At 71.6% G+C, this 11,290-nt stretch carries 8 protein-coding genes; 6 read left to right on the forward strand and 2 right to left on the reverse strand.

The genetic code is table 11. From position 1 onward, the window contains the following. Positions 1–3 precede the first annotated feature (3 nt). The 3 genes from BG452_RS18265 (at position 4) to BG452_RS18275 (ending at position 4,561) form a co-directional block, all read left to right on the forward strand. On the forward strand, positions 4–162 hold the full coding sequence (locus tag BG452_RS18265) for a hypothetical protein (protein ID WP_188305384.1): 159 nt from the start codon (positions 4–6) through the stop codon (positions 160–162). A gap of 224 nt (positions 163–386) precedes the next feature. Next, on the forward strand, positions 387–3,047 hold the full coding sequence (gene acnA, locus BG452_RS18270) for an aconitate hydratase AcnA (protein WP_188305385.1): 2,661 nt from the start codon (positions 387–389) through the stop codon (positions 3,045–3,047). Between the two features lie 191 nt (positions 3,048–3,238). Then, a complete protein-coding gene (locus BG452_RS18275; RefSeq protein WP_188305386.1) occupies positions 3,239–4,561 on the forward strand; it encodes a glycoside hydrolase family 18 protein in 1,323 nt (440 codons plus the stop codon). A gap of 158 nt (positions 4,562–4,719) precedes the next feature. Here the strand turns inward: BG452_RS18275 and pepN are convergent, their stop codons facing one another. Further along, positions 4,720–7,284, reverse strand: coding sequence for an aminopeptidase N (pepN, locus tag BG452_RS18280; RefSeq protein WP_188305387.1), 2,565 nt, complete (start codon positions 7,282–7,284; stop codon positions 4,720–4,722). 185 nt (positions 7,285–7,469) lie between these two features. On the opposite strand from pepN, the gene BG452_RS18285 reads away from it, so the two are divergent. Continuing rightward, positions 7,470–8,144: a DsbA family protein gene (locus BG452_RS18285; protein ID WP_188305388.1), complete on the forward strand. Its 675-nt coding sequence runs from the start codon at positions 7,470–7,472 to the stop codon at positions 8,142–8,144. Positions 8,145–8,212: 68 nt separating this feature from the next. Here BG452_RS18285 and BG452_RS18290 read toward each other — a convergent pair whose 3' ends face one another. Next, on the reverse strand, positions 8,213–9,631 hold the full coding sequence (locus BG452_RS18290; RefSeq protein ID WP_188305389.1) for an amino acid permease: 1,419 nt from the start codon (positions 9,629–9,631) through the stop codon (positions 8,213–8,215). A gap of 268 nt (positions 9,632–9,899) precedes the next feature. Here BG452_RS18290 and BG452_RS18295 point away from each other — a divergent pair, with 268 nt between their 5' ends. Next, the gene (locus BG452_RS18295; protein WP_188305390.1) at positions 9,900–10,499 is read left to right on the forward strand and encodes a biotin transporter BioY; all 600 of its coding nucleotides are present in this window, start codon (positions 9,900–9,902) and stop codon (positions 10,497–10,499) included. A gap of 102 nt (positions 10,500–10,601) precedes the next feature. Beyond that, positions 10,602–11,087 (forward strand): ribose-5-phosphate isomerase, encoded by a 486-nt coding sequence (locus BG452_RS18300; protein ID WP_188305391.1) that lies wholly within the window; start codon positions 10,602–10,604, stop codon positions 11,085–11,087. The last annotated feature ends 203 nt before the right edge of the window (positions 11,088–11,290 follow it).

Raw genomic sequence — 11,290 nt, forward strand, 5'->3', positions numbered from 1 at the left:
GGTATGAGGACGACGACCCTGCTGGCCGACATCGCCCCCGCGCCGACCGGCGGCTCGGGCGGTGAGCTCGTGGTGGTGCTGTTGCTGGCCGCGGCGATCGTGGCGGGAGCGGTCTGGCTGATCCGGCTGGAGCGCAAGCGTCGCGGTCCGGACGGCCGCTGACCTGCGTCGTCGCCCACCGGGGCATGCCTGCGGTGGTGATGGTGGCGGCATGCACTATGGTTTATCTCGACATCGAGATAACTGCCCTTTACGATATATCTCGACATCAAGATACTTGCCGAGAGGCGCTCGCCGGCGATGCGGGCAAGGCAAGCCTAAGTAAGGCTGACCTTACCACCGTGCGGCGGCCGGATATAGCACGAAGCACCCAGAAGGAGTCAGTCGTGTCCGCGAACAGCTTCGACGCCCGCAGCTCGCTGCAGGTGGGCGACGAGTCGTACGAGATCTTCAAGCTCTCCGCCGTCGAGGGTTCCGAGCGGCTGCCCTACAGCCTCAAGGTGCTGCTGGAGAACCTGCTCCGCACGGAGGACGGCGCCAACATCACCGCCGACCACATCCGCGCCCTCGGCGACTGGGACGAGAACGCCCAGCCGAGCCAGGAGATCCAGTTCACGCCCGCCCGCGTGATCATGCAGGACTTCACCGGCGTGCCCTGTGTGGTCGACCTGGCCACCATGCGCGAGGCCGTCAAGGAGCTGGGCGGCGACCCGGCGAAGATCAACCCGCTGGCCCCGGCCGAGCTGGTCATCGACCACTCGGTCATCGCCGACAAGTTCGGCACCAAGGACGCGTTCACCCAGAACGTCGAGATCGAGTACGGCCGCAACAAGGAGCGCTACCAGTTCCTGCGCTGGGGCCAGACCGCCTTCGACGAGTTCAAGGTCGTCCCGCCGGGCACCGGCATCGTCCACCAGGTGAACATCGAGCACCTGGCCCGCACGGTCATGGTCCGGGGCGGCCAGGCCTACCCGGACACCTGCGTCGGCACCGACTCGCACACCACCATGGTCAACGGCCTGGGCGTGCTGGGCTGGGGCGTCGGCGGCATCGAGGCCGAGGCCGCCATGCTCGGCCAGCCGGTCTCCATGCTGATCCCGCGCGTCGTCGGCTTCAAGCTGACCGGCGAGCTGCCGGCCGGCACCACCGCCACCGACCTGGTGCTCACCATCACCGAGATGCTGCGCAAGCACGGTGTGGTCGGCAAGTTCGTCGAGTTCTACGGCGACGGCATCGGCTCCATCCCGCTGGCCAACCGCGCCACCATCGGCAACATGTCGCCGGAGTTCGGTTCGACCTGCGCGATCTTCCCGATCGACGCCGAGACCATCAACTACCTGCGTCTGACCGGCCGTGACGAGCAGCAGCTCGCCCTGGTCGAGGCCTACGCCAAGGAGCAGGGCCTCTGGCACGACCCGTCGGTCGAGCCGGCCTACTCCGAGTACCTGGAGCTGGACGTCTCCACCGTCGTCCCGTCGATCTCCGGCCCGAAGCGCCCGCAGGACCGCGTCGTCCTGGCCGAGGCCGCCCAGAAGTTCGCCGAGGCGCTGCCGACCTACTCCGCCGAGGCCTCGAAGCCGACCGCCGTCACCGCCCCCGACGGCTCGACCTACGAGATCGACAACGGCGCGGTCGTGATCGCCTCGATCACCTCCTGCACCAACACCTCCAACCCCTCCGTCATGCTGGGCGCCGCCCTGCTGGCGAAGAAGGCCGTGGAGAAGGGCCTGCACGTCAAGCCCTGGGTCAAGACCACCCTGGCGCCCGGCTCCAAGGTCGTCATGGACTACTACGAGAAGGCCGGCCTGCTCCCGTACATGGAGAAGCTGGGCTTCAACCTGGTCGGCTACGGCTGCGTCACCTGCATCGGCAACTCGGGCCCGCTGCCCGAGGAGGTCTCGGCCGCCGTCAACGAGGCCGACCTCGCGGTCGTCTCGGTGCTCTCCGGCAACCGCAACTTCGAGGGCCGGATCAACCCGGACGTCAAGATGAACTACCTGGCCTCCCCGCCGCTGGTGGTCGCCTACGCCCTCGCCGGCAACATGAACATCGACATCACCAAGGACGCCCTGGGCCAGGACGCCGACGGCAACGACGTCTTCCTCGCCGACATCTGGCCGTCCGAGCAGGAGGTCGCCGACACCGTCGCCGCCTCCATCGACGAGGCGATGTTCGACAAGGGCTACCAGGACGTCTTCGCCGGTGACCACCGCTGGCAGTCGCTCCCGGTCCCGACCGGCAACACCTTCGAGTGGGACGCCGAGTCCACCTACGTCCGCAAGCCCCCGTACTTCGAGGGCATGGCCAAGACCCCGAGCCCGGTGACCGACATCGCCGGCGCCCGCGTCCTGGCCAAGCTGGGCGACTCGGTCACCACCGACCACATCTCCCCGGCCGGCAACATCAAGCCGGGCACCCCGGCGGCGCAGTACCTGACCGCCAACGGCGTCGAGAAGCGTGACTTCAACTCCTACGGCTCGCGCCGAGGCAACCACGAGGTCATGATCCGCGGCACCTTCGCCAACATCCGTCTGCGCAACCAGATCGCGCCGGGCACCGAGGGCGGCTACACCCGCGACTTCACCCAGGCCGACGCGCCGGTGTCGTTCATCTACGACGCCTCGCAGAACTACCAGGCCGCCGGCGTCCCGCTGGTCGTCCTGGCGGGCAAGGAGTACGGCTCCGGCTCGTCCCGCGACTGGGCCGCCAAGGGCACCGCGCTGCTCGGCGTCAAGGCCGTCATCGCCGAGTCCTACGAGCGCATCCACCGCTCGAACCTGATCGGCATGGGCGTCCTGCCGCTGCAGTTCCCGGAGGGCGAGAACGCCGACTCCCTCGGCCTGACCGGCGAGGAGACCTTCTCCTTCACCGGCGTGACCGAGCTCAACGAGGGCCGCACCCCCAAGACCGTCAAGGTCAAGGCCGTCGGCCAGGACGGGAGCAGCAAGGAGTTCGACGCGGTCGTCCGCATCGACACCCCCGGTGAGGCGGACTACTACCGCAACGGCGGCATCCTGCAGTACGTGCTGCGCTCGCTGATCGGCTGATCGGCCACCGCGGCTGAGTCGAAGCGCCCAGCGCCCTGAAAGGGGGCCGAACCGCACCGCGCGGTCCGGCCCCCTTTTTTGCATGCTGCGCCGGAACCGGACGTCCTCTTGTGCGGCCCCCGGCCCATGGACTAAACCTCTGTGCCATCTGGTCCAGACCATTTGACGCCGCTTCAGAGAACAGGTCCGGCATGCCCACTCGCACCTCAGCCCTGCTCGCCGCCGCCACCGCCGCCGCGCTGCTCGCGGCCCCCGCCACCGCCCACGCCGCCGACGGCCGGCCCGGGCACGGCCCCGGGCTGAAGGGCCAGCGGGTCGGCTACTTCACCCAGTGGGGCGCCGACAGCTCCGCCAAGCGGGTCCAGGACTCCGGCCAGGCGGCCAAGCTCACCGTCGTCAACTACGCCTTCGGCAACGTCTCCGCCGACGGCACCTGCTTCGCGACCGATGACGCCGGCCAGGGCGACGCCCGCGACGACTACCAGCGCCCGTTCTCCGCCGCCGAGTCCGTCGACGGCGTGGCCGACGCCCCGGACCAGCGGCTCAAGGGCCACTTCAACCAGCTGCGCAAGCTCAAGGCGAAGAACCCGCAGCTGCGCACGGTCATCTCGCTCGGCGGCTGGAGCTGGTCCAAGTACTTCTCGGACGCGGCCGCCACCGACGCCTCCCGCAAGAAGTTCGTCTCCTCCTGCATCGACCTCTACCTCAAGGGCGACCTGCCGGTCCTCGCCGACTCCCCGGAGGGCGGCGCGGGCGCGGCCGCCGGAGTCTTCGACGGGATCGACATCGACTGGGAGTACCCGGGCGGCGGCGGGGACGCCGGCAACGTGGTCCGCCCCGAGGACGGGCACAACTACACCCTGCTGATGCGGGAGTTCCGCACCCAGCTGGACCGGCTGGGCGCGGCCGAGGGCAAGAAGGGCCGGCACTACCTGCTCACCGCCGCCGTCGCCGCCAACGAGACCGTCGCCGACCGGCTCGAACTGCCCCGGCTGAGCCGGTCGGTGGACTGGCTCAACCTGATGGCCTACGACCTGCACGGCCCCTGGGAGGGCAAGGGCCCGACCGACCACCAGGCCAACCTCTACTCCGACCCGGCCGACCCGGACCCCCGCCGCCGCAGCGCGGACAGCGCCGTCACCCACTACCAGGAACGCGGCCTGCCCTCCGAACAGCTCGTCCTCGGCGCCCCGCTCTACGGCCACGGCTGGACCGGCGTCGCCCCCGGGCCCCGCGGCGGCCTCTACCAGAGCGCCACCGCCGCCGCGCCCGACCACTCCTACCAGGAGCTCGACGCGCTGCCCGGCACGGTCCACCTGGACCGCGACCACGGCGCGTCCTGGAAGTACGACGGCACCACCTTCTACAGCTACGACACCGCCGAGGTGCTCACTCAGAAGGCCCGCTACGCGCGCTGGAACGACCTGGCCGGGGTGATGGTCTGGTCGCTGGACGGCGACGACGCCCGGGGCAGCGCGATCGCCGCCCTGGACCGCGGCCTGCGCCGCGACTGAGACCGCCTGCCGGAGGGGCCCGCACACGCGAGGGGCCCGCACACGTGAGGGGGCCCGTACACGCAGGGGCCCGCACGAGCAGCGCCCGCACGCCGGAGCGGCCCGCCGACACCCGGTCGGCGGGCCCCTCCGTCAGCCGGTCCGGCCGGTCAGGGCGGTCAGACCCGGTCGCAGGCCTGCGCCCGCAGCGCGCGGGCCAGGTCGTCCCGGCGCTCCAGCACCAGCCGGCGCAGCGCCGGCGCGGCCTGCGGGTGGCCGTCCAGCCAGGCGTCCGCCTCGGCCAGGGTGTGCCCGTCGGTCTGGGCGATCGGGAAGAAGCCGCCGACGATCCGGATCGCGATCTCGATGGTCCGCTCGGCCCAGACCTTCTCCAGCAGCTTGAAGTACGGCGCCGCGTAGAGGGCGGTCAGGTCGCGCTGGGCGGGGATCGAGAAGCCCGCGCTGTTGGCCTCGACCAGGGCGCTCGGCAGCTCGTCCGAGTCGATCACGGCCGACCAGGCGGCGGCCTTGGCCTCCGGGGTGGGCCGGGCGGCCAGGCACTGGGTGTACTGGTGCTTGCCGCCCGCGGTGTTGTCGACGGCCAGTTCCCCGGCCAGCTCCTCGTCGCCGGCCTGTCCGGCGGCGGCCAGCGCCAGCCACAGCGACCAGCGCAGCTCCTGGTCGACCTCCAGGCCGTCGATCCGGGCGCTGCCGGCCAGCAGGCCGCGGACCAGCCCGAGGTGCTCGGCGCCGCCCGCGGTCTGGGCCAGGAAGCGGGCCCAGGCGAGCTGGTGGTCGCTGCCGGGGACGGCGTCGCGCAGCTCGCGCAGGGCGCCGTCGGCGAGCTGCCGGGCGCCCTCGGCGCGCCACTCGGGGGCGGCGTACAGGTCGACGGCGGTCTTGGCCTGGGCGTGCAGCGACTGCAGCACGCCGATGTTGCCCTCCTGGCCGGCGAAGCGCAGCACCAGGGCGACGTAGTCGCGGGCCGGCATCAGGCCGTCCCGGGTGAGGTTCCAGACCGCGGACCAGGCGAGCGCCCGGGCCAGCTCGTCGCGGATCCCGCCGAGGCCGGTGCGCAGGGTCTCCAGCGAGCTGTCGTCGAAGCGGATCTTGCAGTAGGTCAGGTCCTCGTCGTTGAGCAGGACCAGGGCCGGGCGCGGGCGGCCGACGGCCTCGGCGACGACGGTGCGGGCGCCGGTGACGTCCAGCTCGATCCGCTCGGTGCGCACCAGGGCGCCGTCGGCGTCCCGGTCGTACAGGCCGACCGCGATCCGGTGCGGGCGCAGGGCGTCGCCGTCCTGGAGGACGGCCAGTTCGGTGATCCGGCCCTCGGCGTCGGTGGTGATCTGCGGGGTGAGCGCGTCGACCCCGGCGGTCTGCAGCCAGGAGGCGGCCCAGCTCTTCAGGTCGCGTCCGCTGGTCTCCTCCAGCACGCCCAGCAGGTCGCCCAGTTCGGTGTTGCCGAAGGCGTGCCGCTTGAAGTAGCGGCGGGCGCCCTCGAAGAAGGCCTCCGAACCGACGTACGCGACCAGCTGCTTGAGGACGGAGGCGCCCTTGGCGTAGGTGATCCCGTCGAAGTTGAGCTTGGCGTCCTCGAGGTCGCGGATGTCGGCGGTGATCGGGTGGGTGGTGGGGAACTGGTCCTGCCGGTAGGCCCAGGCCTTGCGCTGGTTGGCGAAGGTGACCCAGGCGGCGGAGTACCGGGTGCGGGCGCCGATCAGGCCGTAGGAGCCCATGAAGTCGGCGAAGGACTCCTTCAGCCACAGGTCGTCCCACCAGCGCGGGGTGACCAGGTCGCCGAACCACATGTGCGCCATCTCGTGCAGCACGACGTTGGCGCGGGCCTCGTAGGCGGCGTCGGTGACCTTCGAGCGGAAGACGAACTCCTCCTTGAAGGTCACGCAGCCGGGGTTCTCCATCGCGCCGATGTTGTACTCGGGGACGAAGGCCTGGTCGTACTTGCCGAAGGGGTACGGGAAGTCGAACTCCTCGTGGAAGAAGTCGAGTCCGAGCTTGGTGACGCCGAGGATCTCCTCCGCGTCGAAGTGCGGGGCGAGCGAGCGGCGGCACAGCGCGGAGAGCGGGATCTCCAGGGTGGTGCCGTCGGCGAGTTCGTGGCTGTAGTGGTCGGTCTCGACGTGGTACGGGCCGGCCACCACGGCGGTGAGGTAGGTGGAGATCGGCTTGGTCGGCGCGAACTCCCAGGTGCGGGCGCCGCCCTCCTCGGTCACGCTCTCGTGGACGGCGTTGGAGCGAACGTCCCAGGCCGCCGGGGCGGTCACCGTGAAGGTGAACGGGGCCTTCAGGTCGGGCTGTTCGAAGTTCGCGAACACTCGGCGGGCGTCGGCCGGCTCGAAGTGGGTGTAGAGGTAGGTCTCGCCGTCGGCCGGGTCGACGAAGCGGTGCAGGCCCTCGCCGGTGCGGCTGTAGGCGCAGTCCGCCTCGACGGTGACGACGTTCTCGGCGGCCAGGCCGTCGATGTGCACCCGGGCGCCGTCGTAGGCGGTGGCCGGGTCCAGGGCGCGGCCGTTGAGGGTGACCGAGCGGACGGACGGGGCGAGCAGGTCGAGGAAGGTGGCGGCGCCGGGCCGGGAGCAGCGGAAGGCGACGGTGGTGGTGGAGCGGAAGGTCGCGGCCGTCGGGTCGGGGGCCGAGGTCAGGTCGAGCCGGACCCGGTAGTCGTCGACGGCCAGGACGCCGGCTCGCTGTTGTGCTTCCTCGCGGCTCAGGTTCTTGCCCGGCACGGCGGTACTCCTTTGTCCGGCTCGCACGGTGGTGCGTGTGTGGGTGGTGTGGTTCCGCGGGCGGTGTGCCCCGCGCACGCAGAGGGCATCCTTTCACGCCGGTCCCGGCCGGTACCATTGCACAGGCCGTCGCGTCCGGGCCGGAATCAGCGGCGCCCGGCGGGTGTTGAGGTGCGGGTGGGGCGATGCCCCGCCGCCTCGGAACACCTCACGAAGGACGAGACCCAGTGACGACTGCCGCTGAGCGCAAGACCGCCGACTTCTGGTTCGACCCGGCCTGCCCGTGGGCGTGGATGACGTCCCGCTGGCTGATCGAGGTCCAGCAGCTGCGCCCGGTCGACGTGAACTGGCACGTGATGAGCCTGTCGGTGCTCAACGAGCACCGTGACCTGCCGCAGAACTACCGCGAGCTGCTGGACAACGCCTGGGGCGCGGTGCGGGTGTGCGTCGCGGCCGCCCAGCAGCACGGCGAGGAGGTGCTGGGCCGGCTGTACACCGAGCTGGGCCTGCGCTTCCACAACCAGGGCCTGCCGCAGAACCGGGAGACCATCGAGGCCGCCCTGGTGGCCGCGGGCCTGCCCGCCGGGCTGGCGGACGCGGCGGACACCGACGCGTACGACGAGGCCCTGCGCGCCTCCCACAAGGAGGGCATCACCCTGGTCGGCGAGGACGTCGGCACCCCGGTGATCGCGGTCGAGGGCGCGGACGGCGAGCGGGTCGCCTTCTTCGGCCCGGTGGTCACCCCGGCCCCGAAGGGCGAGGCCGCGGCCCGGCTGTGGGACGGCACCCTGCTGGTGGCCTCCACCCCGGGCTTCTACGAGATCAAGCGCACCCGTACGGCGGGCCCGTCCTTCGAGTAGGGTCCCCGGACGCACGGAAGGGCCCGGTACCTCGGTACCGGGCCCTTCGACGTCCTTCGACGCATGCGCTAGCGGGCGGCAGCCGCGTCCCGGCGCTGCTTGAGCAGTCCGGCCGCGATCAGCAGCGCGACCAGCACCCCGGCCGCGTACAGCTGCTGGCGGTTGCCCTCGGTGGTGGTCATCAGGGCGAGGATGCCGGCCACGGCGGCCATCGCGACCCAGGTCAGGTACGGGTAGCCCCACATCTTCACGGTGAGCAGCTCGGGCGTCTCGCGCTCCAGCCGGCGGCGCATCCGCAGCTGGACGATGCAGATGAACAGCCAGACCACCAGGATCGCGACGCCGGTGGTGTTCATCAGCCAGGTGAACACGGTCTCCGGCCAGAACTTGGCGGCCAGCACGGCGCCGAAGCCGAACAGGCAGGACGCCAGCACGGCCCGGCGCGGCACGCCGCCGGAGACCTTGGCCAGCGCCTTGGGGCCCTGACCGCGGCCGACCAGCGAGTAGGCCATCCGGGAGGCGCCGTAGATGTTGGCGTTCATCGCGGACAGCAGCGCGATCAGCACCACCGCCTCCATGATCGTCCCGGCCGCGGGCACCCCGAGGTGGCGCAGCACCGTGACGTACGGGCCGTCGGCGACGACCGCCGGGTCCTTCCAGGAGACCAGGGTGACGACCAGGGCCATCGAGCCGATGTAGAAGATCGCGATCCGCCACACCGCGGTGCGCACCGCGTTGGCGACGTTCTTCTTGGGGTCGTCGGACTCGGCCGCCGCGATGGTCACCGTCTCCAGGCCGCCGTAGGCGAAGACCGAGGCGAGCAGGCCGACGATCAGTCCGCTGACGCCGGTGGGCAGGAAGCCGCCCTGGCCGGTGAGGTTGGTCGTACCGGGGGCGCCGGGGCCGATCACCCCGGCGATGCCGAGCCCGCCGAGGACCAGGAAGGCGATGATCGCGGCGACCTTGATGGTGGCGAACCAGAACTCGAACTCGCCGAAGTTCTTCACCGCGGTCAGGTTGCTGACGCAGAAGAAGACCATGAACAGGGCGACCCAGATCCAGGAGGAGACCCCGGGGATCCAGCCGTTGACGATCTTCCCGGCGGCGGTGGCCTCGGCGGCGACGCCGCAGCAGAGCATCACCCAGTACATCCAGCCGGCCGTGATCCCGGCCCAGGGGCCGACCTCCTTCTCGGCGTGCACCGAGAAGGAACCGGAAGCCGGACGGGCGGCGGACATCTCGCCCAGCATCCGCATGATCAGCATGACCAGCACGCCGGAGAGGGTGAAGGCGAGGATGATCGCCGGTCCGGCGGCCGCGATGCCGGCGCCGGAGCCCACGAACAGGCCCGCGCCGATGACGCCGCCGAGGGCGATCATCGACAGGTGGCGCTGCTTGAGTCCGTGGCTGAGCTGCTGGCCACCGGACGGCGGCGGGGGAGCACCGTCGGTGGTCCCGGGCGCCGAGGGCGCGGAGGTGGGGGCCATAGGGGTGGATCCAGACTGTGCGGAATGCGGCATGAGCTGTCCAATATCCGGGGCGCCCGCTGTTCGTGCCAAGGAAGTCCGCCGTGGGCCCACCATGCGGACCGGGTGGTGACCGTACGTGGCGGTAGATTGACGGATCGTCGTTTCGAGCCGGTTCCGACAACGCGCGAGGGCGGGGCTTTGTCCGAAACCGTGACGGTGGCGCAGTGGATCACCGCGTAGGTTCACAGGTGTTCACTCACCTGGACCTTCACCGAGGAGCCCCCCGATGGCCACTGCCACCACCCCGATAGCGCGCCGCGCCGTCCTCGCCGACCTGCTGCCCGCCGCCTCCACCCGCCTCGGCGCCCAGGCCCGCGACCTGGCCCTGGTGGCCGGCGGTGCCGCGCTGACCGGCGTCGCCGCCCAGCTGTCGGTGAACGTCCCCGGCTCGCCGGTGCCGGTCACCGGCCAGACCTTCGCCGCCCTGCTGGTCGGCACCGCGCTCGGCGCCCGCCGCGGCGTCGCCTCGCTCGCGCTCTACCTGCTGGCCGGCATGGCGGGCCTGCCCTGGTTCGCCGAGGGCACCTCGGGCTGGGCCATGCCCTCCTTCGGCTACGTGCTCGGCTTCGTCCTCGCCGCCGCCCTGACCGGCGCGCTGGCCCGGCGCGGCGCCGACCGCACCCCGCTGAACACGGCCGCCACCATGGTCCTGGGCAGCCTCGCCATCTACGCCGTCGGCGTGCCGTACCTGGCCCTGAGCCTGCACGTGTCGCTGGCCCGCGCCGCCGAACTGGGCCTCTACCCGTACCTGGTCGGCGACGCGCTCAAGGCCGCCTTCGCGGCCGGCGCCCTGCCGCTCGCCTGGAAGCTGCTCGGCCGCCGCTAGGACCCGTCTTGTCGATCAGCTCGGGAATGATCGACAAGACGGGCCCTGGACCCGGGCCCCCGTTGTCGGGCCCGGGCGCACCCGCGTGCCACACTCTTGGGCATGCGCGTGTACCTGGGCTCCGACCATGCCGGATTCGAACTGAAGAACCACCTGGTGGAGTGGCTGAAGGGGGCCGGCCACGAGCCGGTCGACTGCGGGCCGCACATCTACGACGCCGAGGACGACTACCCGCCGTTCTGCCTGCGCGCCGCCGAGCGCACCGCGGCCGACGCGGACGCCCTGGGCATCGTGATCGGCGGCTCGGGCAACGGTGAGGCGATCGCCGCCAACAAGGTCAAGGGCGTCCGCGCGGCGCTGGCCTGGAGCGTGCAGACCGCCGAGCTCGGCCGTCAGCACAACAACGCCAACGTGATCTCCATCGGCGGCCGGATGCACACCGTCGAGGAGGCCACCGAGTTCGTCGAGGTCTTCCTCAAGACCCCGTACAGCGGCGAGGCCCGGCACACCCGCCGGATCGAGATGCTGAACGAGTACGAGACCACCGGCGAGCTCCCGCCGATCCCGGCCCACCACCCGCAGGGCTGATCCACCCACCCACCCCGCTCACCTGCCACCGACGGCCGGCCGCACCCCCCGTGCGGCCGGCCGTCGACGTCCGCGCCCCGGTCCGTACGCCCCCGTCACCGGGTCGCGCGCCTGTGGGATCGGCCACAGGCCCCGGCGCGGCCGCGCCCCCGCACGCGGGGCGCACGCCCCGCCCGCGGGTTCCGTACGCCCAACCGGCGCAC

This window comes from Streptomyces sp. CBMA123, from assembly GCF_014596465.1.
In the GTDB taxonomy this organism is placed as follows: domain Bacteria; phylum Actinomycetota; class Actinomycetes; order Streptomycetales; family Streptomycetaceae; genus Kitasatospora.

Coding starts and splice junctions, on each gene's coding strand:
- BG452_RS18265 (WP_188305384.1), top strand. CDS start 4: ATGAGGACGACGACCCTGCTGGCCGACATCGCCCCCGCGCCGACCGGC.
- BG452_RS18275 (WP_188305386.1), top strand. CDS start 3,239: ATGCCCACTCGCACCTCAGCCCTGCTCGCCGCCGCCACCGCCGCCGCG.
- BG452_RS18285 (WP_188305388.1), top strand. CDS start 7,470: ATGCCCCGCCGCCTCGGAACACCTCACGAAGGACGAGACCCAGTGACG.
- BG452_RS18290 (WP_188305389.1), bottom strand. CDS start 9,631: ATGGCCCCCACCTCCGCGCCCTCGGCGCCCGGGACCACCGACGGTGCT.
- BG452_RS18295 (WP_188305390.1), top strand. CDS start 9,900: ATGGCCACTGCCACCACCCCGATAGCGCGCCGCGCCGTCCTCGCCGAC.
- BG452_RS18300 (WP_188305391.1), top strand. CDS start 10,602: ATGCGCGTGTACCTGGGCTCCGACCATGCCGGATTCGAACTGAAGAAC.